The organism is Bartonella sp. CM86QHHN, from assembly GCF_042194695.1.
GTDB lineage: Bacteria > Pseudomonadota > Alphaproteobacteria > Rhizobiales > Rhizobiaceae > Bartonella.
Genome location: NZ_JBHIND010000059.1, coordinates 1 through 26,767 on the forward strand (window position 1 = coordinate 1; position 26,767 = coordinate 26,767).

Below are 26,767 nucleotides of genomic sequence, written 5' to 3' on the forward strand. Positions count from 1 at the left end.
TGTTGATAACTACAAAAGCGCACTTGCCGAGTTACAAGGACTTATACTTCCTAAATCAAAAACCGGTAAACTTGTTGAAGGGTTATTTGCATGGCTGCTTAAACAATACTTTAACAGCTCTAATTGGCATAGCTACACTAAAGCTACAAAAAAACAAAAAGAACTCATCCTTATGAAGGTTATGTGATTGGAGAAGAGACATTCATTTGTGGTAAAGAAGGTAAAAAACTAGTTAAAGAAAGTTTTGGCAACCTTTTTCGTGAGGCTTGTAACGTAGCGGGAATCAAAAAATCAGCACATGGCTTAAGAAAATTAGCAGCAACACGCGCAGTTAATTCTGGTGCAACAGTATCACAACTCAAAGCAATTTTTGGCTGGACAAATGATGCTATGACATCTCTTTACACAAAGAGCGCAGACCGTAAAAAACTCGCTCTTGAAGCCATAAAAAAGCTTCAAAAAGATGAGGGATAGAGGCAAAAAAATCAATAGAATCAAGATTCACCTATTCTCTCATATTAGACATAAATATTTTATTTTACACATACTTGTGAATGAATCGGCTTTTAAAACTTTATCTTTTAAAGTTTACGCTTTCTGACTCTGCATAATTTAGCGTTTTTAAGTTCTATTCTTGAAAAACTATGTAATACCTTCACAAACTATCTATTGATCTAAGGGTATTACTCAATAATTTTTTCTTCCATTCAAATTAACTTTTTGCTTATCCCACAGAAAAAGCATTACAAATATACCTAATTTCCAGTCATATCTAGAAGAGATTTTAAACTATCGATGCAAATCTTACATAAAATTTTATTCAAATAGCGCAAATCAGCCATTCCCTCCAAGGTACTTTTTAGATGCACTAAATATCTGAATATTTTTATTTAAAAAATTAAAATCTTTTAAAGAGCTTTCTTATTGAATTGTACTTAATTTAAACTCAATAAAAACTTTCCTTGAATATATATGTCATTCTTACAAATTTATCTCTCATAAACTGTCAGAGTAATAACATTTTCTTTTCGCCAATATGAACGATCTAAATAAAATAAATATCTGGAAAGGTAAAATAATTCAAAAATACACGACCGGAATTTAATATAATTTATCAAACATTTTCAACTAAACATTTCTTATTATTACGAAAACGATTGTTAGAACTTAAAAAAATATTGCTTTGTAAAAAATTTTTAAACAGGAAAAAAAATGATAAATATCATAATTACCTTTCATTTTTTCAGAAAAAACTATCATGTTTAAAAATGAAACTCTTAGATAACACACTCAAAGAATTAACTTATGAAGAATTATTTTAATTGAAACTTAAATAGTTTTACAAAGAACGCTTTAAAATGCGTATTAAAATGATTGACCTTTTACAAGAAATTTGTCAAAAAGCATATCTAGTTTGGAGGGGTGGCCGAGCGGTTTAAGGCACCGGTCTTGAAAACCGGCGTGCAGGAGACTGTACCGTGGGTTCGAATCCCACCCCCTCCGCCACAGCACTTTTATCATGCTATAACTTATTGATTCTGTGTAATCTTTTTTAAGGTGCGGGTTTTGTAAATAAAGGTTCGGGAATAGGATTTTCACACTTTCCTTTACAAAGCGCATTCTTTTTGCCAGTGTAGCTTGCCAGCAGGTTTTGTATAATTTGCCACTAGGTTTTGTACCAATTTATTTTTTTTCAAAGAGTTTTTAAGGGGTTCTCAAAGGGTCTTCAAAGACCTTTCAAAGCCTTCTCTCATTTTTACCATGAAAACGCACTTTTTTCTAATTTTCGCTCTTTTTAGCTCTTTTTTACAATTTTAGGTGTCAAAATCTATTTTGACAAAACGCGCTTTTAATGCTAAATTTTATACATAAAAACAACAAATTATCACGTATTCCTACCTAATCCCACCTTTTCCCACTTAGTATAAAACCTAGTGTCAAACTACATCCGACTCTCTTCTCAAAATTTCTGCCACCTCTTGATCTAAAGCATAGATTTCAATTACCTTTTCCTCCAGTCCTACAGGAACAGACTTTTTGCCAATCTCTACAGATGATAAAAATGCTACAGATATAGCTAATTTTTTAGCCATATCTAAAAGGCGTTCTGAATGATCAATGCGAAGTTTGCGTAAGGTTTTACCAAATGGTGTTAACATCAAAAAAGTCCTGTTAGAGAAAAAATATTTCTTCTGATTCTAACAAATCTTTTTATGATTTTCCTCAATTATTGCGAATCAAGAGTTCTTTTCGGGGTGGTTTTTTAGCCGTACCTGCTGTCCAAAGGGTCTCAACTTCTAAAAAGTCAAAATCCTTAAAGATCTCTCGAACCGCATCACAATCATTCAGACTCAAAACAAATTTGCCTTGGATGCTTTTGAGAACTTTTGCCATGTTCACAAAATCATCTTCAACAAAATTCCCAGAACTATAACACTTCTTCTTCACAAGATAAGGCGGGTCTAAATAAAATAGACTATCAGACGCATCAAAAAGCTCGACAACCCGATCCCATGATAAATTTAAGATCGTCGTATCAAGAAGCTTCTGTCTAACACGTCTCATCCTTGATAACAGCTTATCGGGATTAAACTCTGCCGTTCTTTTTCTTCCAAATCTAAAAGAGTAGTAATCTTCTTTCCCGTACATGACACAACGTTGGAGAAACAAAAAGCGTGCAGCTCTTTCAATTTTGGTGAGGCTCTCTGGTTCAATAGCCGCAAGTTCAGAAAACAACTGTCTCGAGCAAACAAACCATTCTAGTCGTTTGGCTAAATCATCAAAATCATTTTGAACACATTGAAACAGATTCGTGATCTCTCCATTCAGATCATTAATAACGGAATATTTCACTGGTCTTTTGTTTAGGAAAATAACACCTGAACCTAAAAATGGTTCAACGTAGGTTTCATGGTCAATGCTATTTAAAATCGGTATAATTTTCTTACGTAGATGATGCTTTCCCCCCATCCACGCAAACAATGTTTGTGTAAAACTTTCTTCTTTCATAAGCGAAGTCCATTCCCTCAAGCTTTTGCAAGCCTAATCATTTTTTTCATATTTTAAGGATAGATTTAGTGAAACTAATTCTTTGAGAACCACTGCTTTAAATGTGCAATGACATTATCTAGCGCATCCATAAGACGAGCAAAATCAAGGATAAGCAAAAAAAGAAAAAAGGCTATCCACTTCATCAAGCGAGACATCATTTTCACGCTTTGATAGGTAAGTATCATTTCTTGAAGCATTTCTTTTTCTGCTTCTGTAAGCTCTATATCGTCTTGTGTTTTTTTTCTAGCCATGTTTCCACCCACACAAGCGTTGACCCTGCTTGTTATGCTTTAAGATCTCTCTTGCTAAGTTTGAGCTAATGGTGTTCAGATCTTGCCGGCTTAAATAAATAGGTAACCAACCAACACAAGAAGAAACATATTTATTTGTCGCGCAACCAGTGAGAGAGAGCAGCACGCATATCAGCATCACTTTTTTGATTAACTTCACTTTCCACCTCCAGCCGTGTTGTTGCTGCTTTTAAGGTTTTTTCTGTTTGCTTTTGTTGCTCTGCTTTTTTCCCAAGAGTAAAAGCTCTTGCTAAAATCATAAAAAAAGCGGCTAAAGCCGCACCTGTTACCATCAAGTTTCTTTTCATCCATAAGATCATAGGCGGTGCTCCTGAAAGCGTTTAGCAACAAAGAAAATGCCAGTACATGCGGCTAAAACCATAATGGTTGCTAAAGCCCATTGGATTGGTCCATTGCCTGCTAACAAACCACCAAGACCTGAGAAAGAACCAATAATCGGTGCCAATGCTTCTGCTTTGAAAACCCCCGTTGGTGCTTGCGTTTCTACGGTTTGGTAGTTAGAGGAAACAAAAGCCCCTTTCGCCCATAGCCCTGCCTCTGCTACACGCCGATGTACAAGACCTTGTAAACGTTTGCCTCCTGCTTTGGTCCATTTCTGCAATTCGGTTGGTACAGCTTCATAATCCCCCCGATTAAGCCTTTTAAGCAATGTAGAGTTTTGGAAAGCTGCAATACCTACATTATAACAAAAGGAAACAAGAGCGCCGAACTGCTCGTCGCTTAAATTCACACAAACTGCTTTTTCTACCGCCCTCTCATATTGCCGCAAATCTGCTAAAAGCATGGTTTCGGCTTTTTTTTCCGTAATCACCATGCCCTCAACCACTGTTGGTTGACCAGCTTTTTTCGTATGACCATAACCAATCGTCCATATGCCAGAAGCATCTTGATAAGCCTGCAAGCGCAAACCTTCCCACTTTTTTAAACAGTATAAACAGTCTTTACTTATTTTCCGTGCCATTGTTCAATTCACCTTATAAATATACCTTTATGAGTACTGCTCCATCACCGCCGTCACCGCCAATTTTGTCGCTTCCGTGTTTCCCATCAAAATATCCGCCGCCGCCGCCGCCACATTCTTTACCACCTCTACCACCGTTACCACCTTTGTAACTCTCACCACCCTGCCCCATGATAGAACCCTTACATTTACCGCCACCGCCGCCGCCGCCGCCAAGAAAAGAACTTCCACCAGTACCAGCTCTCTTGCCGTCTATTCCACTCCCTCCACCATTACCACCAGAAAAAATAAAGCTTTCACCACTGCTGCCCTCCCTGTTTCCTCCTCCATCGCCGCCTTTCCCTCCAAAGTTAACGAGAGTCATGGAAACGGAATATCCTCCTTCTGCTGTAACAAGCCCTTTGATCATTGTTCTACCACCATTGCACAAAATATTACTGTCATTGCCTTTACCACCACGACCAATGTAAGCTGTTTTTAATTTATCTAAATCAGAACCTTTCATTTTAACATGCACACATTGACCACCGCCGCCGCCGCCATCCTTAACGCCACCACCTCCACCGCCCCAAGCCCATACTTCGATATCGGTGTCAGCAGTAATACCATCAGGCAATGGAATATCTCCGCTTTCTGTCATCAGAATTTCAACAGGTTTTCTAACCCCGCCATCATTGTTGCCGCTACCAGCGCCGCTGCTATTGCTACTATTTGCTTTGATTGAAGCCATCAGTTTGGCTGGTGAGATAAGTGCATCCACTGTTTTTGTGCCATCAATCCAGTCTTGTTTGCCAAGAGGTTGAATGAGATCAACTTTTTTCTGTACACTATGTGCTGTATCTTGCGCTTTATCGGCTGCTGTTTGCGCAATATTTGCCTCAGCTTTTGCACTGTCTCCCGTTTTTTGTGCTGTCTCAGCCGTTTTTTTTGCATCTACTGCATAAGCTTTTGCATCATTTGCTGTTCTTAATGCACTATCTGCAACGTTCTTCGCTTCACTTGCAACATGAATCCCTTGTTGTGCAACATCTTCAACTTTATCAATTTTTGCAATCTGTGCACGTTCTGGAGGAGTTAAGATAAGATGCTTTTTCCCTTCCTTCATATTCTCCATATCAAAGGCATCTTTTTCTATTTTATCTGGATCATAAACTGATTTTGACATACCAAAAGACTTTGAGCCTACAAAATAACGAATGGTATTTTTGAGATCTACCGGAGATATGGGATAATAAACACCTTCATCTCCCCTCCGCCATTTTTCCATCGTTGGCTGCGTAGAACTCAACCATCGTAGCTTTGATCTTTCCTCTATGGTTAAGATCTTTTTGGTAGGACCCTCGTGCATATTTTCCATAGAAAATGCATTTGCCCCCACATTGTCGGGATCATATGTAGCAGCCTTCATATCGCCAATCCCTAAAGGCGATATTTTTACCCAGCCAGCGCCTGATAAAATCGCATTCTCATGCGCTTCACCACTTGCTTCAATATCGTGAATTGTGACCTTATTTTTGTAAGCAAGAGCTCCAATATCTCTCTTTGCAATAGCATCATCAGCCTTTTTTCCTTGAGCAGCGGTTGCAAAATATTCTACCTCATAAGCTGCTGCACTCCCCACTGAAACAGGTGCAAGAGCCTTACTATCTAAAACACCTTCTTTGACTTCTTCTTTTGTTGCTGGTTCAAGCTTAAATATATGTGTGTGATAGGGTAATGGCATCGCGTTTCATTCCTTAATCAGTTCGTTGTCTTGTTGTGTGAGAGAGGACTGCAATTCATCAATAAGTTTTTGCATGATCTCTATGCGTTTATCTGTCGCTTCTTTATATTCTGCCAAAGCGCTTAAAAGATCATGCTGTATGTCGCTTTTGACAAGATCAAGTACCTTATTTAAGGGTGCATGAACCATTCGATTGCTTGCATAAAAAAGGACGCGGATTTGCTCCGCGTCCGCAATATCATCAATAGCAGACGGATTATTGATCATTTGAAAAACTCACGATTTTATGGCATAAACAACCGGTACATTAACAGGGCGTGTTTCTGCCTCGCCCGTTGAAGAAATCGTTACCTTATGCGTGTGCACTCCAGCAGGTTGTGTATCTTTTGTATAATATGAATTACCAAAAGCAGGATTTCTGCCACCTATTTGACCAACTCTTGTAACCATAGAATAATCATGCTTATGCGTATGTTGACCTGCCTCTTCAATGGTACAAGCATGTGTATGCGATTTAAGGCAATCTTGCTGTATATCGGCAAATTGTCTACTTCTGTCTAAACCGCGACCATTATCAAAGCCGCGCAAAAACACTCCTCTAAAGTCTGGAACTTTAAAGGTTGTATCGCTGTTTTTTCCCCATTTATCCCCTATCGCCTTGAATAATTGCGGATAATCCTTGCGTTCATAAGTAGCGCCATCACATAAAAGCCAGCCGTTTGGGACTTCTTGCATAGCAAAGGTCGCAATAAAACCACAAGGAAAGGTTTCGACCTTCGGTGGTGGAATGGGGGTAGGGTTTAAAAGATACCAGCCCTCAAGACCTTTTGTTGATACGCCATCATTATAGACTATTTCATAAATACCATTTGTTTGTAACTCACCACCTGTCAATGGTACTATCCCTGTGCTGGTGGCTTTATAGAGTGGCTTTGCTCCTATATTATTCATGTTTATTGTTGTCGTACCAATATTTATACCACGCGCCTTAAAGCGGATAATGATATCGTTTTTATATTTTGCTATTGGAGAAACCGTCGTCAACGTAATTGATGTTGTTTGTTCCTTTCCATTCACAATAAACTTTGAGTCAAGAGAACCACCATTATCGGCAAGATATTCACGTATACGCTGCATCATGACCCGCGCACTATCATTAACAGAACTAGGCGGCTGCCCTTCTGCCCAATTAATGATACTATCGGAATTGGCATTTTGATCAGCTGTGAGTGACCAGTCATAAATATCAGACATGATAAGCCCCCGTTCTTCTTAATAGCTCTTCGCGCAATTGCTCTTCTTTTTGCCGCCCATAGGAACCAACAGATTGCCGCCTAGAGGGATCAATAAGAGGTGTTAAATCTGTCGGGCTCCCAGTCGATTGTGAGAAACCCGCCATGACTGGTTGCTGTAACATTTGTTGCTGTACCATCTGTGCTTGCTGTTTTTGTCGTTCTCCATTCTCTCTCATTAAATGAAGCAAACCGGAAAAGCCCTTTTTAAGAGCACCTGCATCAATACCTTGTGCTTGCAATGGTGTGGTTTCCATAATCTGTCCTGTTAAATTGTCTCTGCTTTCAGGTGCCATCATTCTGTTTGGGAATGGCGTGTCATATGCCATCAATTGGTTGCCCCCTTGATCACCTTGAGCCACTTGATTACCTTGAAGTGTCTTTTGAATCCTCTCAAACCCACGCAAAGGACCCACCTCGTTTGGTGCTGCTTGTCCATTGCTTTGGTTTTGCTGTATCGTTCTCTTCAAAGCATCTCCCGTTTTATTATAAAGCCCATAAATATGATTCATAAAATCCCCTGCTGTAGCTTCCATATTGCCACCATTGAGTGTGACTGCCTGTCGACCTAAAAGCTGGCTTGCTGGAATATGTGGATTTTTGATAAGCTTTACTGCCCCTGCTGGTCCTTGTTGGTGTGCGAGGTAAAGCTCTGCCTCTGATGGCTCTCTGCCTAATGCTGTGACTAAATAACGCGTATTATCCTTCGTTAACCGTGCCATAGCATCGGTTGCTTGAAAGGGATCAAACTTGTCATTCAGTTGATACTGTTTTGCTGTTGAATCGAGAAATTGATACAGCCCCCCCGCACTGCTGTTCTTATTTTTTGCATTTGGATTACCATTACTTTCTATCATAGCAACACGTTCAAGAAAGCTTTCTGGCAAACCATATTTTTGTGCTGCCTGTGAAATGGCACGCTTCACTTTGGGATGAAAATTGATCATTAGTTTATAACCGTTCTATCAACGCTGCTATTCAAAATAATGCCAACAAAATTAATGAATTTCGTATAATTTTCTCGTGTTATTAAGCGTTTCTTTTCTGCTTCATGAAACGTCTTAATTAGTTCAACGGCTTTTTCTCTTGCTAACCCAAAATCTCCTTTTTCCCGCGCTGTTATAAGCGCTGCAATATCTCTCTCAGTATCTTTATGGACGCTTGAGAATTTGCGTCCAAATTCTCTTGCGAAATTTTTTACAACTGCCTTGATGAAAGCAATCTTTCCTATACCCATAGTCTGTTGTTCCCCCCTCTCTTCCACTTCACCTATATGGTTTGGCAAGCGTGCAAAAAGCTTTGTTCTTTCCACTTCTGGTCGCAACACTTTCATAAGTTGCTTAGCTTTATCTTCACCAAAAATACGCTGTAATTTTTCTTGACCATTTTTTGTGTCAAACAAACTCAAAAGATTGTGGTCAAAATTCTGTGCATTGCCTGCCGCATGTTCTAGTTGCGACCGTATACCTTTTTGAAAAGCCTCTTTTTCCATCAACCCAAAATCCGAAAGTTGACTGTTGATTGTGTCGAGATTAACGCTCTTCTTCAGTGCTTGCTCTCCCTGCTCGAGGGCATCACCAATAGTACGCTCGTCATAATAAATTTTCCTTGCTTTAGCATAATCTGGAGAGGACGTATCTAAAACGTCCAGAATGCGTTGTTTGAACAGAGTCAAATCTCGCGCATATCCTTGTTTTCCTTTGATGCGTGCAGACTTAATTTGATCATCCAAAACCTCTTTCATCTTATGTAAAATTCGCATATTCAGCTTTGGATATCCATTGCTCCCTATAACTGTTGCATCCGCTTCATTTGGCATTTGCGCAATTGCTTTTTTATAGGCTTTTTGGAAGGCAGGAGTTTCTTGCAACCGCGATAAATCTTTACTGACAGCATTAGAAATGGGAGAAGCTTTCGCCCTCTCATAAAATGGTTCAGCCTTTTTCTGTGCTTGTTTGATAATCTCTTGCTTTAAATTAAGCGTATCTACTTTTGGACCCATCACATCTGTCAACGCATCCTGTACCCGCAGTGCACTCGCATCTTGTCTTTCATTCAAACGATTACTTATGAGCGAATATGTATCATGGTCTTTTTTTGCTGCCTTAAAAGCTCTTTTAGCAAGCTCATCATGAAGATCAATAATCATTGAATCAGGACCTCGCTGTTTTAATGCTCTTTCAAGTTTATCAACACCTTCATCACCTAAAGTTTGGCTTACATCCCTAAGCGCTCTATCGCTTATCTGAAATGCTTCTTTTTCTACACCTTGTGTTATTGGTTCAGTTTTACCAAACAATTTCTCAGCTGTTTTTTTGACAACAGCAGATGTTTTCTTAACACCAGAAGCCGTTACTCTGAATGGTTTTGTAACAAAAGGTGTAACCTTTAAAGCAGAATGTGCCACAAATGGTGTTGCAACGCCTAACCCTGCACCAAACCCAGCAGACACTAGAGTATCTGCAAGCCCTTCCCCTTCACCACTGCCTGCTATTCCACCATAAATGGCTCCAGTTTTTGCTGCACGCCCCAAGCTAAATTTTGCCGCCTCTTTACTTGCTACTGCTTTCATTGCTGCTTCACCTGCAGCTTTTGCCGCTGCCCGTTCCGCACCCTCTGCTAAAGCAGATTGCACCGCCCTTTCTCCTGCTGCTAAAGCTTTACTGGTTATTTGTGCTCCTGCAACACCAGCTCTACCTCCCAGCACAACATCAGCCCCAATTGCCGCACGAGCAGCAGCAGTAGCCCCTGCCGCGGGTGGAAAGAGGGCAGAAGCAATTACGGGTGCCGCAGCACCCGTTAAATTCCCCGCAAGAGATGCATAAAAATGATCTCGGTTCGCCGCTCTTTGATAATCACGCCATCGCTTTGTCACTTCATTATACTTTTTGACTGCCTCTTTATCTCCCATCCAATAAGCAATAGGACCCGCTTCTGATATTCCGGCTATTTCATCATCATAGCCTAGGGTTAACCCATGAAGAGCTCCCCATCCAAAAGCACCCGCAACACTTGGATGTGGACCATCTTCTTCTGTTTCCTCTGTTGCACCATTATTTCCTGTAACAGAACCACTTAGCCTTTCCTTATTCTTCGCGAAAAGCTCTTGAAGCTGTTCTGGTGTATAGTCACTTATATGCCCAATGACTCTTGTGTTTTTACGATTAATAAGAGGGGGGATTACTTCAGCCATTGGTTTGTTTCTCCTTAATGCGTCCATCTCTATCAACGAACAACATGCCTTCCGGCAATGCTTCTATCTGTTTTTCTAGTGGATCATTTGACTGTGCATGATTTCCCTTATAAGCATCTTGCCCATAGGCGGCTCGAACGAGCTCGTTTGTTGCTTCTGCACCACCAAAAAGAATTGCGCGCGTTGCTGCATTGGATTTATTGAAAGTGTCAATAACTGTTTTTAAAGATTTCTTCATTTGCTCTGCAGAAAGATCTTGATACAGTGCTGCTACAGAGTTTTGCAATGCTTGCAATTCCATATTAGACAAGTTTCCAAAGCCAGATGCGCCATTTGGTGAAAATGCTTTTGCTTTTCTCAAGGCATCAAGCCCGATACTTGCCTTCAATGAATCGAGCATATGCCCGAAATCTTTTGCCTGAGAATTAGGAAGGAACGACATTATAGGACCAGTGAAACCAACAACATGCGGGTGTTCCTCAATAGTTTTTAGCAATTCTTTAGATGCTGAGAGTATACGATTTGACCTGTCTGCTGTTTCCAGAATTCGCATTTGCATTTGTTGGTTTTTACGCTCCTCCTCCTTCTGTTCTTGAATTAATTTATGTTCTGAACCACTGCCTGCAATTGGCACCGCACGTATGCCACCAAGTGCATTTTCATCCTTAACATACATATAACCTGATTCAGGCTTTGACAGCATGCCATCGGTATTCCCCCCTAATCCAGAAGTAGTGGAACGCTGTCCTCCTTGGACAGGTATAATTTTCCCTGTGCTTGTTGAGACTTGGAAAGTCATATCCTCAGGCAATCCCTGCTCTGCCTTTTCTTCTGATGTCAATGTTCTATAGCCTTCTTGAGGGCTTAACGTGTTGCCTATAACTTTCATGGCAAGATCTGGATATTGTGTAAGTGCTTGCGCATCTTCATCGCTATACCCTTTAGAGCGTAAAAATTGCAAAGTTTGTTTATATTGTGCGCGTTCCTTGTTGCCCTGCCGCATAAGGATAGATGCATTTGAAAAACTTTCTTGTGGTGTCTTTCCTAACGCAAGCCCTGCAAAAAAATCCATTAAATGCTCGGAAAATTCTGATTTTCTAAAACGCTCCCATAAGCTACTTGGATTTGCTCCTGTCTGAACAAAGTTATCAAGTGACTTGATATAATCTGTTTTTTGTTCAAGATCACCACTTGCTTTTAAATGCTCCTCTTCTGGTAAGTGTGCATTCAAATGTTTTTCTTCTCCTATAGGTGCATCAAAAAGCTTTTCCTCATCATTTCCAGAATCGTTTTTCAAAGAGTTTTCCGCTATAGATTTCTCATTAAGTTGAGCAATATAATCCATCACATCTTTTTGCTGTCGCCCAGCTTCATCCCCATTAGACTGATCAATGTTCGCAACGAGTGGAGATTGAGGAATCATTGATGCAACACCTCCCTGCTCTGAAAAGTCATGTTTTTGTTGCTCTGGCGCCTCTTGTACCTTAACAGTATCCTTTGAAACATCCGGCAATGGAGGCATTTGGCGCTTTAAATCATCCATAGACATAATCAATTCTGCTGGCGTTTTTTTCCCAGCTTGTTCTGTCCCTGCTTGAGAACCACGAATAAGCTCTGTAGGACTCAATTTTTGTGGAGTATTATCCCCATTGCTCACATCAAAAGAGTTTGTGCTAAAAGCAGCAAGTTCCAACGCTTTACGCTTTCTATAAGCTTTTTCACGCTCTAATGCATTTAATTCTTCTCGCCAAAACATCACTGCACCCTTTCCATCTCAAAGCCAAGCTTGCTATAATCGACATGCAAAAAACCTGTCGCCTTATGCAAGAAAACAGCTTCTGGCTTTGACTTCAAAACATCCTGTGCCATCACCCCGCGATAGCGCTCTGGGTGCCCCTTGTAGTTGTATTCATAGAGTTTATAGCCATTTCTCTGCCCAGCTTCTCTGATGTTTTCTTTTGCTCTGATATCACTAAGCCCAGCAAAAGTACCAAGGATAGTTCCAACATTTCCAACAATCTCCCACGGATTAGGTTTTGGCTGTGGAGTCAATGTCGTCATTTGTCCTGTTCGCGTTCCATAATTTCCAGCAACAGCCCCACCAGCTGTAAGCAACTTACTTAACTGGTCCCAATCAAGATTGTTCTGCTGCTCCCATTTTTGCCGCTCTTCATCTAATTGCCGTTGATGATTGGCATCAAGTACACTCCCTCCCGTCAACGCATTAAGATTTGCCTGACCTTGACCTTGAAAGAAGTTATTGGCACCCGCCAACTGATTTTGGTTTGCTTGATCAATGAGACCATTGGCATTCATCATATTGTTGACATCTTGGTTATATTGCTGTGATAGAGCTTGTGTTGCTATGCCCCCCAATTCATTAGCCAAAACCCCAGTATGCGCCCCAGAACCATAACGCCCAGCACCTGCCAATGAACTATTAATAGAGCTTGTTGCCTTATTTAATGTGTTTTGAAGCGCTTCATCAAAGTAAGGGTTATTGCCTATTTGTTGCCCTGAAGCCATGTTCTTTAAGTTTTGGCTTGTTGAATTTTGCCCTGTGGCTAATCCATTTAAATAATTGTTATCATAGTTATACGTATTATTGCTAAGCCCATTAATCGCATTCTTTGTTTGATCACTTAAACCCGCAACACGCTGCCCGTCATAAACGGCTTTTCCGCTGCCTTGGTTATAAAAAGTCATGGCATCCTGAGCTGCGTGTTCAAAAATACCTTTTGCCCATGCAGGGGGTTCATTTGTTTGCGTCGTGTTTTGGGTATTCTGGATTGGTTTAGAACTTTTTCCCATGTTAAAGCTGCTTTCTATATTCTAAAAGATTAACGAGATATCCATGCGTTTTAAGAGATTTTTCCCACCCTCGCCTGCCTATGATGACAAGCTCTTTTGCCCCTTTTTTCTTGTAATAGGCTTCAATCTGAGTGATAAGCTTTGTTAAGGGTGCTCCTCCCTTTCCACCAAGCGTGACAACAACCGCCCTTAATGCTCCAGTGACGAGTTCTTGTAACTGTGTTGTGACATGCGCCATAAAGTTTTCATGCGCATCAACGATAATCCAAAGAACTTTTTCTCCCTTCAAAATATCGTTTAAAATGGTCTCTGTATTATAATCATCAGGGAATTTTTGATTAAAATAAGCTATCGATTTTATGACATTGTCAAAATAGGGCGCCATTTGTTCAGCGCTCCATTTTTCTGTATTATAGATCTTAAAACTCATCTTATGCCCGCGGGTTTCAGCGTTACATCAAAGCCTGTTATATGTGTCCATGGCGTGCCTTCTGGTATTCTCAGACGCAAGGCGTGATAACGCGCCCGTGAGCGGATATTATACATCCCAATATTATAGCCGGCATAACGCTCTTTAGCCCAATTTAATTGGTTCTTGTTATCAATGATGAAAGCCGCCCCAACACTTAAAAAACCTTTTGTTGTATCCGCTTGAACAAAAGCCTCACTCATCAGGTTGATTTGCCTGCCCGTATCCCCCACAATTTGTGAAGCAATAACTGCTTCCATTGGAGGACCCGCAAAAAAACCAAATGTGTTGTCTGGCGTAAAAGCTCCCAAAACAGGCGCACCATTTTGCCACATCTTACTATCAAGAGAAGCTGGTAAATCTTTCAAGCTCTCTTGTACTTCGTCTAAGCCTTCTAATGTATAACCGGCTGCAAAAAGGGGAAATAAGAGAAGGTTTTGCCCCTTAATGACACTCCATATTTGCAAAAGCCAATCATAAACATAAATATGCATCCCTTCAGTGTTATCATTGATAGAAAAATAAACACGAGAATAGACCGGATCAATACATGCTCTCATCTCATCAATGGCAAAATTATTGTAAAGTGTGAAGATGGTTTTATCGACTTTACCAAAGCCTATAGGGAGCATTTCACCAGCACTGTTGATTTGATAAAAACCATCATCAGAGACAAAGAAAGTACAGTCTCCACGGCTTGCAATTGCTGTGCTGCTTTTCGCACCTATTTTGTCTTTTATTTTTGCAAAACTAAATATAATTTTAGAGCCTGGTACAAAGGTTGCGTGATAAATGGCGGAGCGCATAAAAATAAGTGGATTTGTTGATTCCGTAGACCCTTGAACATATTCTCCATCGGGAAAATCTTGATAATCGCAACTTTTCTCCCCAACCGTCCAATGTGTCGCATCATTCAAACCGGACCACTGAACACGGTTTGGCTTATCTGTTAATTGCATCAGGCAAACAAAATCACCCCACACACGCACAAGTCCAGCACGCGGGGGATTACCGCTCAAATCACAAAACCTTTCATCCGTTTTTAACGAAAGCATTTGTGGTGGGTCATTGCTATTAACAGCAATGATATGATCACCAAAGGAGGCAAAAGACCAAAGTGCAGTCTCATTGGCGTGATATTGTGTGTGAGGTTTGCTAATGTCTTTCCAGCCGCGCGTGCTGTTGTCATATTCATAAAGTTTTGTTGGTGCCCCCACAATGATGCGCACACCACCCAATGAGCGCACCGCATAGACCCCCAAAATCACATCCGGAAAAGGATCTGAGACCGGCGCCACAATGGGAAACGGAATATACGAATTTGGTGCAGGTAAAACGTTCACGATCTCACTAGAATAACCACTATTAATAAATGCAACATCTGGTCTATACTCAGCAATAGGAATAAAGGTCATCAGAAATCCGTGTGTTGAATTTTTAACAAATTCTTGCGCCGTGATGTTTCAATTTGAAGCGCATCGAGTTGTTCTTGAAACATGGCAAAAGCTGCCGCTGCCATCTGTGGTTCTTTAATAATATTGGTATAAATTTCATATTTTGCACGCGTTTTGATCAGTTCATAGGCTTCTAAAAACCATATGGACGCTTCTTGTGCACTCTCAATATCTTTTATTCTTACAGGGTCAAGAATAAGCCTGATAGAATAAACGCGCTCTGGTGTTGGATACAAGACAAGCTTTTGTTCAAAATAAGCATAGCAGGTAGGTATGCCATGGCTACAATCATCCTCAAGATTCTCAATAACAAGCGGATCTACCTGCAAAAGCTTTGCTTTGCTGTGATTATCTTCATAAACGTAAGCATCAACAATGCGAACAGCCCCTGTTATAGAGGGATGTGCCTCTGCGCCATAACGGCTTTTGCCCTTTAGAGTGGTAAAAACAACTTCGCGGCTTTCATTGAAATAAAAAGGCAATCGTTCACAAAAGCGAATAGCCGAAAATATTGCCCTTTGCACTTGATCAACATACTCATCTGTTTGATCATCTATTTCATCCTGAATATCGTTTAACATCTGGATAAAATTTTTATCCCAAGGAGCAATGGTCTGTTTGTCTCCAATCGGACCACCTGTCTGTACTATTATTGTCATATCACCCTCTTCCAAATGTCTTGGGGCATCTTGTATGGGAGGGGGACGCAAGCAATAAACGCCCCCTTGCCTTTAACGATTGGTGTAAAACTCAACAATCACCTCAGCATCACCCTTGGTGCTTTGCTTGTCTCGTGTCATGTAAATCGTATTTTCAGCCTCTAACGGAACATCTCGTTCCTCCATAGGTAGGGGCACATTGCCAGTGTAAGATTGCAAAAGCTTTGTTTCTCCATAATCATTGCCATTAGGTTCTTTTCCAAATATAACTTTTACATCTTCAAAATCCGTCATGGTATAAACTTGAATTCTTTTTATCAAAGCCCCACGGGGTAGAACACCAATTTTCGTTATCAGCCCTTGATCTGTACATTTAACACGTGCCCGTAAAAAACTAACCTGCTGCGTAGAGTTGTTACGTCCCTGCAAAACAGGTGGCAATCCCTCATCTATCATGCCAACGGTCTCAACAGTCTCAACGGGTTCAACAGGTTCCTGTGTAATTAGCGATTTTTCTGCCATAATTGTCATCCTTTAATAATTAGCTTGCTTCAGCAAAAGAAGGGATGACAATGGTACCAAAATCCTGTCCCCCTTGATCAGAATGAGGCAAGGTGTAGCGTGATTTTTTCATGCCGATAATGGTTTTAGCTGCAACCCCAAATTCACGTTGATAATCAAACAGTTCTTCAACAAGTTTATAGCGTGTTCCCCCTTTCCCATCGCCTCCTGTTGCTCCATTGCCAACGCGCCCATAAGCCATGATAACACTTTGCGCACCAAGCAACACAGCACGGCGAACAGATGTTACAGGCTCTTGTGTCTTTGAATTGATACCATTGGGGACATGTTCAGCTTCACGCAAAATGACACCGTTATACATCCCTAAAGAACCATTAAAAATTGGGTTCTTAGCTCCAGAGCCATCATAAGCTGCCTTGGTAATGTCTAACCATTGACCACTCTTTGTATTGGTACGCAATTGGGTCACCTGTGTTGGGTGGAGATACATCACATATGCCGATTTTCCTTCAACACGAACAGGGCGCAAACGTGGATTAGCAAGTTTAGCGCGTTCAACAGCCCGATCTATAAGATCTAATGTAAAAACATCGTCTTTTGTAAGTTCTTCATCAGTCTTTTTCTTAGCTGGGCGAATAATACGCAGTTTGCTTGGCTCTAATGGAGCATTAAAACCATAATGTACGGGTTTAAGGGTTATGCTGCGTCCTTCGAAGTGAATCCATGGTGCTGTATAACCTGCTGCCTGAATGAAGAACATCAAACTTAAGCGATCTGCATACCAATCAACAAGCCCATCTTTTGCTTCCTTACGCAAATTAAAGGGAACACGTTGTTGATCAATAGAGCCTTCATATTTGATGCGCACAGCATGAGTAAGCTCGTTGATGCGCACCTTTTCATTCATAAATTGGAGGGCTTCTTCATTGCCTTCCAGCGTTTGTCCCTCGCTAACGCCATCCCCCATAAGTTGGACTCTTAATCCGCTCGTCACAGAGTCACCAGCGGATTTTCCTAGCACATCCAACACTTGGATAATGCTGTTTTTGCTCTCCCCCATCAGCGGTGCAATAGGCAACGCTTTTGAGGTCTCTGTGTTTAGCATCTTAGCCCAAACGCCAACGGCTAATGGATCATTGAGCTTTACTTCTGTTACTGCCATTTCAATTAATGCCTTTCTTGGTTTTTAAAACTCGCCTTGCGGCACCCCCAAACGATAACAATCACTTGGTTCTCTTTGTCGCGCCATTGCGCACATCTTCATGCTCTGCTCATAATTTGTTCAAATTTTTTGGGATTTTTCTCAACCCATGCTGCAAATTCTGCTTCCGGCATGGAAAAAAGCGTTCTCACATCCATACCGCCTGTTGGAACTTGCCCGCCGCGCGCTGTAAGCGTCCGCGCTGCTTGAGAGCGCTCTTGAAGGGCTCCCACTTCGTCCTTAACTGGCGCTTCACTATAGCCAAAAGCTTTCGCTTTTTGCACCAGCACCTCAATTGGATTTATACCGGCTTTCTGACACTGCTGGCATATTTGGCGCAATTCAGCACCAATTTGTTGTTGCCGTGCTTCTGGGTCTTTCCATTGCGGATAAAGGCTTGCTTGCGCTTGTAAGACACTGTCTGCTCTTTCATAGAGATAGTCCGTGATACTGTCTAAATCTGGATATTTATCTTGTACCTGCGCTTTGGCTTCCTCGAAATAATCCCCTAACTTTTGGCGCTCATATTCCTCTTGACTCATGCGCTCTTGGCTCTCTCTCATATGAGAAAACTCATCAAGCAATTTCTGTTGTTCCTGTACCTTATGACTAAGCCATGCAAAATGTGCTTTTGGGTCGTCTTCTAGGGAGGGAACATTTTCCTCACGGCGGCGCGTGATTTCTTCCTGCATTGCGGCATATTTTTGCGCAAGTTCAATAGCCAATTCACGCGCTTCAATGGCGCTTTGTTCTGCCTTTTGGCGTGCTTGCCGCTCTTGCTCTAGTTTATCAGATTCTATTACATCAGAATTTGGCTGCTCTTGAAGTGGTTCTACAGCTGGCTGTTCAGAACTTTCCTCTGCATCAAAAACTTCCTCAACTTGCTCTGGCTCGACCAACTCAACAGCATTATCACTGGCAAAATGTTCATCATAGATTGCTTGTTCTTCAGGCGTAAACTCTTCTTCCATATTCTGTCCCTTCAATGTGTTATTATATTTTTTGTCAAAACTCGATAGTGTTCCAACTGTGCCTGTAAAGCTTTGCGTTCTAAATCACGCTGCGCTATCTCATTTTTTGCCTGTTGAAGTTCGAGCTGCATGCGCGCTTGTTCTTGTTTTAAAAAAAGTTCGATATTTTTCTGCTGCAATGCCGCTTGTTTCTGCTGCGCATCAAGTTGATAGAGTGTGCTCTTTGCTTGCGCTTCCTGCTGTAAAACAGCAATCTTTGCTTGTTGCTCTGGAGTTAATTGCGCCCCTTGGCTTTGTTGCATCATCTGTTGTTGCTGTTGTTCTTGTTGTGCCTGCTGTGCTTTTGCCGTTAAATTTGCTACCAATGTTGCCGGTAGTGGGGAAAGCTTTAAAAGATCTGGAATCATCTCCGGTGTTAAGAACCCACCAAGCAACGGCAACATCTGCGTAATTGCCGCAAAAGTTTTCTCTTTTTCATTGGGGCTTGTCGGTGAATCATCAACAATAATGTCATACTCAAGCGTCGTAACAGCTTCACGCGTCAACGGCACATATTGGGCATTCTCTTGTCCAGAAATACGTACCAGACGCCCATCAGAGAGATAATTCTGAATGAGATAAAGGATAATCTTTCCCTGCCTACACCGATAAAGCTTGAGATTATCAAACAGCCCCGCAAGCAAATTAAGCGTTGATTGCCGGCGTGTATTTTCCAACACATTGGCTTGGTTGACCTCCCGTGTTCCGATAAACTCAGCCGATAACCCTGTTACATGTGTTATCGCTTCACGCGATTCATTAAACAGCTGGAAAAATCCATTGGGAAATTGTGCACTTGGCTTTGGTTGAATTTTCCCTCCTGTAAGCGCGCCATTTTTAACCCAAGTAATCGTATCCGTTCGCGCCCAGCTTTCTAATGCTTGGCGATCATCATCGAAAGCGCCTCGTTCTGCCATCAAGCCGCCCTTAGACTGGCTATTAAGGATATACATCACTTGGCTAAAATATTTATTCGACCATTTTTGTGGATCTTTTGCGGGGCGAACAATCCCGTAAAACTGGTTTTTAAGCTTATCCAGCGTGCCCGTGATACACTCCCACCCAAGTTGCCCATCAGGTGCTAATGGCTTATCGGGCTTTGCTAAAAGGCGTCGTCCCAGAAAAGCGCGTCTCACCACTTTTTTATTAAAACACACCCCTTGTAATTGTGGCATTACCCTTTGAAGCTGTTCAAACTCCTGTTTGCTATAGTTGCGCATCTGTCCGGTTTGAAGATCAGGCGCCTTGTAAGTGGTCTCATATTCAAACCAACGGCATTCAACCAGCGTAACATAGCGTTTCCCAGAATACGGATCTGAGAGAGAAGTCGCATTGGAGTCATCTTGATACGCATCAAGCGACACATGAGAATCCTCAGAAGCGGTTGTACTATCGATAGCCCAATCGGCGTTAAGATCTTCAACAGCAACATCAGGAAAAAGACTTTTAGCATCCTCAACGGATTTGCGATCAACATACCACATACGCTGTGCGTCAATGAGATTTGGTCTTACAGCATTGGCATCCCAAACCATTTTTAAGGGATCTAAACGTTGAACAGCAGGTATCCCTTCGGGATCTGTATCATAATCAAGCCGCGTATCTGTCCAGCCCATACCGCAAATAACCATATCCTGAAAAGCATCGGAATCGGCATATTCCGCCTCTGCCTCATCACGAAACCATTCTGCTGCTCCAGTAAGCAATTCATTGGGTATTGCTGCTCCCATTTGCCGTGGTTGAAACTGTACTTCGCGCTTATTATTACGCTCCGCCCCAACAATAGCATTTACAAGCGGTGCAATACGATTAAAGGTCATGACAGGACGGCGTTGCTCTTTTAAAACCGCAAGATCTTCCTCTGCCCATTGACGACCATTATAAAAATCAAAATCTTCACGCGCCTGTTCACGCCATTCATTAACATGTTCAATATCTTCTGCGTACCAAGACTTTAAACGCTTATAGAGTTCATATTCATCGAGGATTGTCGTTTTTTGAAAGTCTTGATCTAGAATGCCATCCATGATGCCGCTTCTCTTTCCATCGTGCAATAACGCTCTTGCTTGGGTTTGACACTGGGTGCTTCATAGACAATGCACATTAAACCAAAGGCATCCGCCCCATGGCTCGACCAATCATGCTCTGCACCCAAACCAATGCCGCGCTTCTCATCCCATTTCTCGTGATACCAGTTCAGTGCTTTACGACCCGCTACGGTTGTCTCTTCATTAAACCAAACAGAGGGGAGAATACGCCGCACCGCCTCTATCCGCATCTTAACCGCCCCCGCCCCTTGATTAGGAACAACCTGTGTTTCAAAGCCCGCATCATTTAAAGCACTCTCAAAACTCACATTGTGCACACGGTCTCTGGTCGCACCGTCATGGGGGAGAACCATCAATGCCTTCTCATAACCATTTTGACGCAACCAACCGATATGTTCGGATAACGGCTGTCCCTGTGCTTCGTAATAATTAAGCACTCTGATCTCTCTACCAACAAATTGCGCTATCCATATCGCTGTTGCATCTGCCTTGGCGCCTGTCCCCCCAATATCCCAAAAGGCGCGTATCTGCATTAAAGGGTCACGAGCGACACGCCCTATCCGCCCCTCCTGCTCGGCTGCCAACATTTCCCTCTGATAATAAGCGCCTTGAACCGCTGTAAGATAAGCCCCCTCCCATATATGCTTATAGGTCTCGGGGCGGTTTCTCAGATCATCAAGCCGCGCTTCATTCAAGATCTTGGGAAACTTCGGGTTGTCTGACCAGTTGATCTCAACACGCTTAATTGCCTCATTGTCTGAAAAGCGAAACCGCTTCTCAACGGGGGCATTCTCTCGCAACGGGTTCCATGTCACCCATAATTCTGCCCGCCATCCTTCTCCTTCTTCTCGCAAAGTCGGTATAAGCGTTTGCCAAGCCGTCTCTGTAACGGGCTCTGCTTCATCAACCCAACAAAGCAAAATACGCCCCATAGACTTGATACTTGCAATATTGCGGTCCAGACCAGAAAACTGAAAGGCTATACGACCATCTATCGATTTAATCGACGACTCCCCAACCTTGTAATAGTCCTTTAAAAAGTCATGCGCTTCAATGGCGCGTTTAATTTCCTCCAATGAACTTTCTGCTAGCGAGTTTTGAAACTGACGTGCACAAAGTATAGTGCCTGATATCCCTCTCCTACCAAATTGATAGCCTTTTAAAGCAGCCATCAAGGCAAATGATCTTGTCTTTCCAGACCCTCGCCCACCCCAAGCCGCTCGCACCAAAGCCTTCCCTGTAAAAATCGGTATAAGCTTTGGAACAATATTAATCTGTCGTGTTGTCATTGACCAAAGGCGCGATTTCTACACGCGTTATCATCTTAATGGCTCCCCCATCTTCCCCTGTCACTTGAAGAGGCAAAATCTTCCCCAACAATGCCAAATAAGCAGCGGGGCATTTGATTGCCTGTTTTTCGAGATAAGAGATCAAACCATCATCACCATATTTCTTACCAGCGCGCTCTGCTGCCTTAAGCACTGCTTCTTTCAAAATACGTGTCGTTTTATTTGGCACGCCTTTTACCCGCCCTTGACCTGCCTTTGGGGGCGTTCTTTTTGCAAGTTTTTCAGTGGTTTTCATGTGTGTTTCTTTTTGTAAACAAGACAATAAAAAAACCCCGCAAAAGCAGGGCTCTGAACAATCATATAAACTTATAAGAAAGGTTATACCTTTACCGTAATTCTAGACGCAATTCGACTAGTACAGCAACACCATAAAACACTATTATTCACACCATGTCAACAAAAAAATCACTATATTGTGTATTTTTTATTTTTTCACCTAAATCTAGTGTCTTTAACAACCAACCACTCAAAATTGTATCTTCTAAACGAATCAATTATACGGAAGCACAAAGTTATTGATTAGCAAAAAGTGGGGGGGAATAATGGAAATAATCATAGTCATAGGAGGAATATTAATAGCAGCAAATATGATCTACCACATTTCGAAGGTAGGAGAGAAAGGTTGGAATGTAGGATTCGAAAATACGATTTTATTAATCATAATAATCGATGTGTTTTTATATTTTGAATTCTCAGTGAACATATTACTAATAATAGCAACTTTGCTGTCTTTTAGGGGCTATTTAAGAATGAATGACTATGAAGAACAATTCGAGTTACTTCAGGAACAGAAAGATCGAGAAATAGAAATATACAAAGAACAAATTACGAAATGGGATAGAAGTCTTTTAAAGAAGGCTCAAAAAATATCGCAAAAATGGATTAAGCAATGGAATAAAGAAATTAGACAGTGGGAAAAGGATATACTAAGAATAAAAGATCCCATAATGATAGGTGAAGATTATGAACATCACCATCCCATCATAAAAGATATCTGTACTCAAGGATATAAAGAAATACCGTTTCTCTATAAGAAAGCTTTGGAAACAGAACCTTCTGCTGAGCATTGCGAAAAAATCAATGTATTCAAGAAACACATAGCTTTTAAGAAAAGCTATCTAAAAACAATGCGACTCATGAAAAAAAACGGGATAGTTGTTGAAAAAATCGTAGATCCCCTTACAGAAAAAACATGTCATAAACCTACAATGTTTTTGTTGCATTGGTGGTTATATGTGGTTGATGATATGATCATAGCCGAGTACGAAAAACAAGCGTTACATGGGTTTTATAAAGATGATAAATCGCTTGACATCTACTGGGATGAAATGTCTAAAAATACAGAATACGAAGAGATAGAAGAAATACTGAAATCATGGCATTTGCCTCCTAAGTATGAATGCCTAGTAGGGATAAAAAAATATTTACTGACATTGTTGTATGACATTTCGGATGACTATAGAATAGCAAGAGAAATTTTTATTCATTATAAGCGTCTTCTTGAAACTGTTACAGAAGGATATATTTCTTTAGATGAAGACCGTTATACCGAAGAGGTAAAATGGAAGGTAAATGAGTGTAAAGAGAAAGATAAAGAACTCATAAATGAAAAAGATAATTATAATCTATACATTTCTGAAAATATTCCAACATTTGAGAAAACTTACAAATTAGGAACAATAGAACAAATTAAATCAGCAAGTAAAAAATGCTATAATAGATTTATCTATTGGGATATGCTCGTAAATATAATAAATTCAAGAGAGAAACTACAAATTATCTTCGGTGAAGAAAAGGTGAATGCACTGAAAAAAGCTATAAAGGAAGAATACAAACAATTTCATATCGAAAAGCAGGAGGCAATTTTCGAAAATAAAGATTTTCATTACAACAAATCCTACGAGCATTTGGTAGAATATTTGTTATAAACCAATACGATTATGCGCTTTTGTGAAAAGTATTTGTCCAGACTTTGCTTCAGTTTTCTAACACCTAATCGTCCAAGCCAAGCTCTTTCCTCACCTCTTCAGAGCTATAAAAAGTACCCTCTCCCCTTCGAACGCGCTCTCTTATTTGTGAAGCTAAATAATAATCCTCTGCTTCCTCTATTCCACGTTCAATAATCTCACGCAAATAAAAAGACTTTGTACGTCCTGTCTTAGCAGCTAAATTATTCAAACGTATTTCGAGATCACTTGGCAATCGAATAGATATCGTCATAACACAATCCTCATATTTGTATTCACTGTAATACAAATACAACGAATTGTACAGAAAAACGTTTCGCGTCATAGCGAAAGAAACAACATACAACATTTACCATTTAGTTTTTCTGTCAAAATATTTATGAAGCGCGTTAAGAGCGACCCGCAATGAATTCACAAGATGTGGTAATGTTTGGTCTTCTACAACAAGATATTGCATTGCTGCATAAAGATTATACTGTCTATAGAGATGTTGTGTTTCTTTTATCGCCTCTTGCATATTAGAAAACTGTTCTGTTGCTATCTGTACCCATTTCTCTCTTGCTTTGTCATCAGAAGATGATGGTATTTCATCATAAACAGCGCTTGGTAAACCTTTTGCACACAAATAGTCATTTTTCACTTCAAGATATTTTTGCGCAGCATCATACTGGTCTTGAGTAAGCATGCCTTGCAAACAAAGCCGCCCAACATAAGTACCAGCAAGCGGATTTTTAGCCTCTTCAATCGTCAAACCAAAGCGTTTAGCACGCATTCCAATTGCCAATTGATTAACAGGATCTTGACGTACTTTCACTTGTGAAATGTAAGCATCTTTCTTTTTCATACATCCCCTAATCTGTGGGAGCCCACATGTTTCTCTTTGCCATATTTTATCAATCAAAATGGTATGCTGTCATTAAGAGATGCACTATGATCAGCAGCACCTGAAGCGATAGCATAATTTTGAGAAGTAACGGAAGAAGGGGCAGATTGATCTTTCTTTACATCAAGCAAATACAACTCGCCTTTGAATTGTGGTAAAACAATCTCTGTTGTGTAACGGTCATGCCCATTTTTATCTTGCCATTTGCGTGTTTGTAATTTGCCTTCTACGTAAACTTTTGAACCTTTGTTGAGATATTGAAGTGCAATTTTTGCCAAATGTGGATTAAAAATCACAACTGAATGCCATTCTGTTTTCTCTACTTTTTGATGAGTATTTTTATCCGTATAGCTCTCAGAAGTCGCTATACTAAAATTGACTATTTCTGCTCCAGAATTCATTGTTTTGCTTTCGGGATCAGCACCTAAACGCCCGATTAACATCACTTTATTTAGCATGTTTTTTACCTTAAACTTGTATTTTAATACATACAAAATCCTAGCATGATTTGCATATTTTTTCAATTATTTCAAAAGGATATTATTGTTTTTTAACATATAAAATTATGTTTAATATGCTCTTTGATAAATAATCAATTGACATAAATGCATGGTGTATAGTATCAAGTATCAAGAGGGTATATATGGCAATCGTTAGTTTTAAGCATAAAGGGTTGAAATTATTCTTTGAAAGAGGAGTCTGCAAAGGCATACAACCCGCGCATGCTAAAAAATTAGCAAACATTTTAGTAATTTTAGATACAATATCCGCGCCTGAACAAGTTACTCTTAAATCGTATCGTCTACATGCGCTTACGGGCGATTTAAAAGGTTACTGGTCAATGCGTGTCAATGGAAATTGGCGTGTTACCTTTCGTTTCATTGGGACAGACGTTGAACTGGTTGATTATCAAGATTACCATTGAGTTTTGAGGTGTTATTATGATGTACAATCCTCCACACCCTGGCGGCATTTTGAAAGAAGAATTGCTTGATGAATTAGGGTTAACAGTAACAGAAGCTGCAAATCGTCTTGGCGTTGCACGTTTAACTTTATCCCGCGTCTTAAACTGCCATGCGGCGATTAGTATTAACTTAGCTTTACGGTTAGAAAAAGCGGGTTTAAATGATGCGGAATTCTGGCTTAAATTGCAACAAAAGCATGATTTGTGGCAAGCTCGGCATAACAGCCCAATCCCACATATTTCACCTTTAGAGCAAGTAGGGCATCTTTAGAAATACTTAGCCCATCTTTCTTCACACCTAGAGGTCATGTTCTTTAAAATCAAGCAGCCCACGATAGTTTTTTATGCTCTTGTTGATTTTATCGAACGTTGAGAAGAGACAACGTAATTTGAACAGTTTTATAAAATCGGAAATTTTACTATGGCTTTTTAACTGAGCACTGTAGTGTGTAAATAGATATGTTTATTAAACTGCGTGTATGTAACATAAGAAACAATACACAAACTAAAAAGGAATACCAAAGAGCAATATTTGAGTACCAAAGTACAGTATCCAATGAAAAAGAAAGCTTGTACTTCACGTACTTAGAGATGACAGGTAAAAAAACACTTTCTTTATAACTATTTGGGAAAATTAAAACGATAAGCGCTAAAATTATTAGCTTTAAAAGTCTGTGTAAATACTGTTGTAAATCACGTGTTAGTTTCACCCAACCCGTTGTATCATCATCTTTATATTTTGGATTGTTCTGCAACTCAAAAGGAATATTAGAATTGCATAAAATTACAAAAATATTTGTTACTATTATCAAAGAAATAGATGCAAATATCAAAATACTTTGAATAAAGTAGGGATTTTTTTTAATTCCTAAAAAACATAAAAATATAAAAGTTATAAT

At 40.4% G+C, this 26,767-nt stretch carries 27 protein-coding genes, 1 tRNA gene and 2 pseudogenes; 5 read left to right on the plus strand and 25 right to left on the minus strand.

Annotated elements, in window-relative coordinates; all coding sequences use genetic code 11:
• Positions 1–474, plus strand: a pseudogene (locus ACFIKX_RS05800) (tyrosine-type recombinase/integrase); the annotation flags it as partial.
• A 942-nt stretch (positions 475–1,416) separates the two neighbouring features.
• Positions 1,417–1,506, plus strand: a tRNA-Ser gene (locus ACFIKX_RS05805).
• Positions 1,507–1,946: 440 nt separating this feature from the next.
• Here ACFIKX_RS05805 and ACFIKX_RS05810 read toward each other — a convergent pair.
• The 21 genes and pseudogenes from ACFIKX_RS05810 to ACFIKX_RS05910 form a co-directional block, all read right to left on the minus strand.
• Positions 1,947–2,159: pseudogene (locus ACFIKX_RS05810) on the minus strand (XRE family transcriptional regulator); the annotation flags it as partial.
• Between the two features lie 64 nt (positions 2,160–2,223).
• Positions 2,224–3,009, minus strand: a complete 786-nt coding sequence (locus tag ACFIKX_RS05815) for a DNA adenine methylase (protein ID WP_375627870.1) — start codon at positions 3,007–3,009, stop codon at positions 2,224–2,226.
• A gap of 74 nt (positions 3,010–3,083) precedes the next feature.
• The gene (locus ACFIKX_RS05820; RefSeq protein ID WP_375627869.1) at positions 3,084–3,302 is read right to left on the minus strand and encodes a hypothetical protein; all 219 of its coding nucleotides are present in this window, start codon (positions 3,300–3,302) and stop codon (positions 3,084–3,086) included.
• Positions 3,303–3,433: 131 nt separating this feature from the next.
• Entirely contained in the window at positions 3,434–3,661 is a 228-nt protein-coding gene (locus ACFIKX_RS05825; protein ID WP_375627868.1) for a hypothetical protein, read from the minus strand.
• Positions 3,658–4,323: a lysozyme gene (locus ACFIKX_RS05830; RefSeq protein ID WP_375627867.1), complete on the minus strand. Its 666-nt coding sequence runs from the start codon at positions 4,321–4,323 to the stop codon at positions 3,658–3,660. Before ACFIKX_RS05830 ends, ACFIKX_RS05825 begins: the two co-directional genes overlap by 4 nt.
• A 13-nt stretch (positions 4,324–4,336) precedes the next feature.
• Positions 4,337–6,046 (minus strand): hypothetical protein, encoded by a 1,710-nt coding sequence (locus ACFIKX_RS05835; RefSeq protein WP_375627866.1) that lies wholly within the window; start codon positions 6,044–6,046, stop codon positions 4,337–4,339.
• A gap of 6 nt (positions 6,047–6,052) precedes the next feature.
• Positions 6,053–6,313: a hypothetical protein gene (locus tag ACFIKX_RS05840; RefSeq protein WP_375627865.1), complete on the minus strand. Its 261-nt coding sequence runs from the start codon at positions 6,311–6,313 to the stop codon at positions 6,053–6,055.
• Between the two features lie 9 nt (positions 6,314–6,322).
• Positions 6,323–7,300 carry a tail fiber protein gene (locus ACFIKX_RS05845; protein ID WP_375627864.1) on the minus strand — a complete coding sequence of 326 codons (978 nt, stop codon included), beginning with the start codon at positions 7,298–7,300 and terminating at the stop codon, positions 6,323–6,325.
• Positions 7,293–8,285, minus strand: a complete 993-nt coding sequence (locus ACFIKX_RS05850) for a transglycosylase SLT domain-containing protein (protein ID WP_375627863.1) — start codon at positions 8,283–8,285, stop codon at positions 7,293–7,295. Before ACFIKX_RS05850 ends, ACFIKX_RS05845 begins: the two co-directional genes overlap by 8 nt.
• Positions 8,285–10,531, minus strand: a complete 2,247-nt coding sequence (locus tag ACFIKX_RS05855; RefSeq protein ID WP_375627862.1) for a hypothetical protein — start codon at positions 10,529–10,531, stop codon at positions 8,285–8,287. The genes ACFIKX_RS05850 and ACFIKX_RS05855 overlap by 1 nt, the downstream gene beginning before the upstream one ends.
• Positions 10,524–12,287, minus strand: a complete 1,764-nt coding sequence (locus tag ACFIKX_RS05860) for a hypothetical protein (RefSeq protein WP_375627861.1) — start codon at positions 12,285–12,287, stop codon at positions 10,524–10,526. The genes ACFIKX_RS05855 and ACFIKX_RS05860 overlap by 8 nt, the downstream gene beginning before the upstream one ends.
• A complete protein-coding gene (locus ACFIKX_RS05865) occupies positions 12,287–13,342 on the minus strand; it encodes a tail fiber domain-containing protein (RefSeq protein WP_375627860.1) in 1,056 nt (351 codons plus the stop codon). Before ACFIKX_RS05865 ends, ACFIKX_RS05860 begins: the two co-directional genes overlap by 1 nt.
• A gap of 1 nt (position 13,343) precedes the next feature.
• Positions 13,344–13,727, minus strand: coding sequence for a hypothetical protein (locus tag ACFIKX_RS05870; protein ID WP_375612500.1), 384 nt, complete (start codon positions 13,725–13,727; stop codon positions 13,344–13,346).
• 41 nt (positions 13,728–13,768) lie between these two features.
• Positions 13,769–15,226 carry a hypothetical protein gene (locus ACFIKX_RS05875; RefSeq protein ID WP_375627859.1) on the minus strand — a complete coding sequence of 486 codons (1,458 nt, stop codon included), beginning with the start codon at positions 15,224–15,226 and terminating at the stop codon, positions 13,769–13,771.
• The gene (locus tag ACFIKX_RS05880; protein ID WP_375627858.1) at positions 15,226–15,924 is read right to left on the minus strand and encodes a hypothetical protein; all 699 of its coding nucleotides are present in this window, start codon (positions 15,922–15,924) and stop codon (positions 15,226–15,228) included. Before ACFIKX_RS05880 ends, ACFIKX_RS05875 begins: the two co-directional genes overlap by 1 nt.
• 72 nt (positions 15,925–15,996) lie before the next feature.
• Positions 15,997–16,446, minus strand: a complete 450-nt coding sequence (locus tag ACFIKX_RS05885; RefSeq protein WP_375627857.1) for a hypothetical protein — start codon at positions 16,444–16,446, stop codon at positions 15,997–15,999.
• Between the two features lie 19 nt (positions 16,447–16,465).
• Positions 16,466–17,608: a N4-gp56 family major capsid protein gene (locus tag ACFIKX_RS05890; protein WP_375627856.1), complete on the minus strand. Its 1,143-nt coding sequence runs from the start codon at positions 17,606–17,608 to the stop codon at positions 16,466–16,468.
• Positions 17,609–17,706: 98 nt separating this feature from the next.
• Positions 17,707–18,618 carry a hypothetical protein gene (locus tag ACFIKX_RS05895; RefSeq protein ID WP_375627855.1) on the minus strand — a complete coding sequence of 304 codons (912 nt, stop codon included), beginning with the start codon at positions 18,616–18,618 and terminating at the stop codon, positions 17,707–17,709.
• 11 nt (positions 18,619–18,629) lie between these two features.
• Positions 18,630–20,684, minus strand: a complete 2,055-nt coding sequence (locus ACFIKX_RS05900; RefSeq protein ID WP_375627854.1) for a portal protein — start codon at positions 20,682–20,684, stop codon at positions 18,630–18,632.
• The gene (locus ACFIKX_RS05905; RefSeq protein ID WP_375627853.1) at positions 20,669–21,994 is read right to left on the minus strand and encodes a PBSX family phage terminase large subunit; all 1,326 of its coding nucleotides are present in this window, start codon (positions 21,992–21,994) and stop codon (positions 20,669–20,671) included. The genes ACFIKX_RS05900 and ACFIKX_RS05905 overlap by 16 nt, the downstream gene beginning before the upstream one ends.
• A complete protein-coding gene (locus tag ACFIKX_RS05910; RefSeq protein WP_015856329.1) occupies positions 21,975–22,289 on the minus strand; it encodes a hypothetical protein in 315 nt (104 codons plus the stop codon). The genes ACFIKX_RS05905 and ACFIKX_RS05910 overlap by 20 nt, the downstream gene beginning before the upstream one ends.
• 307 nt (positions 22,290–22,596) lie before the next feature.
• Here ACFIKX_RS05910 and ACFIKX_RS05915 point away from each other — a divergent pair, with 307 nt between their 5' ends.
• The gene (locus tag ACFIKX_RS05915) at positions 22,597–23,982 is read left to right on the plus strand and encodes a hypothetical protein (protein WP_375627852.1); all 1,386 of its coding nucleotides are present in this window, start codon (positions 22,597–22,599) and stop codon (positions 23,980–23,982) included.
• Between the two features lie 64 nt (positions 23,983–24,046).
• On the opposite strand, the gene ACFIKX_RS05920 is transcribed toward ACFIKX_RS05915, so the two are convergent.
• The 3 genes from ACFIKX_RS05920 to ssb all read right to left on the minus strand — a co-directional run bounded on the left by ACFIKX_RS05920 (position 24,047) and on the right by ssb (position 25,362).
• Positions 24,047–24,274 carry a DUF6290 family protein gene (locus ACFIKX_RS05920; RefSeq protein ID WP_375627851.1) on the minus strand — a complete coding sequence of 76 codons (228 nt, stop codon included), beginning with the start codon at positions 24,272–24,274 and terminating at the stop codon, positions 24,047–24,049.
• Between the two features lie 96 nt (positions 24,275–24,370).
• Positions 24,371–24,865 (minus strand): hypothetical protein, encoded by a 495-nt coding sequence (locus ACFIKX_RS05925; protein WP_375627850.1) that lies wholly within the window; start codon positions 24,863–24,865, stop codon positions 24,371–24,373.
• 53 nt (positions 24,866–24,918) lie between these two features.
• Positions 24,919–25,362, minus strand: a complete 444-nt coding sequence (ssb, locus tag ACFIKX_RS05930) for a single-stranded DNA-binding protein (RefSeq protein ID WP_375627849.1) — start codon at positions 25,360–25,362, stop codon at positions 24,919–24,921.
• A gap of 185 nt (positions 25,363–25,547) precedes the next feature.
• On the opposite strand from ssb, the gene ACFIKX_RS05935 reads away from it, so the two are divergent.
• Both ACFIKX_RS05935 and ACFIKX_RS05940 read left to right on the plus strand, forming a co-directional pair.
• Positions 25,548–25,829, plus strand: coding sequence for a type II toxin-antitoxin system RelE/ParE family toxin (locus tag ACFIKX_RS05935; protein WP_252619286.1), 282 nt, complete (start codon positions 25,548–25,550; stop codon positions 25,827–25,829).
• A 16-nt stretch (positions 25,830–25,845) separates the two neighbouring features.
• The gene (locus ACFIKX_RS05940) at positions 25,846–26,139 is read left to right on the plus strand and encodes a HigA family addiction module antitoxin (protein ID WP_004856691.1); all 294 of its coding nucleotides are present in this window, start codon (positions 25,846–25,848) and stop codon (positions 26,137–26,139) included.
• Between the two features lie 148 nt (positions 26,140–26,287).
• Here the strand turns inward: ACFIKX_RS05940 and ACFIKX_RS05945 are convergent.
• Positions 26,288–26,767 (minus strand): hypothetical protein (locus ACFIKX_RS05945; RefSeq protein ID WP_375661230.1); only part of this gene is annotated, 480 nt, incomplete at its 5' end.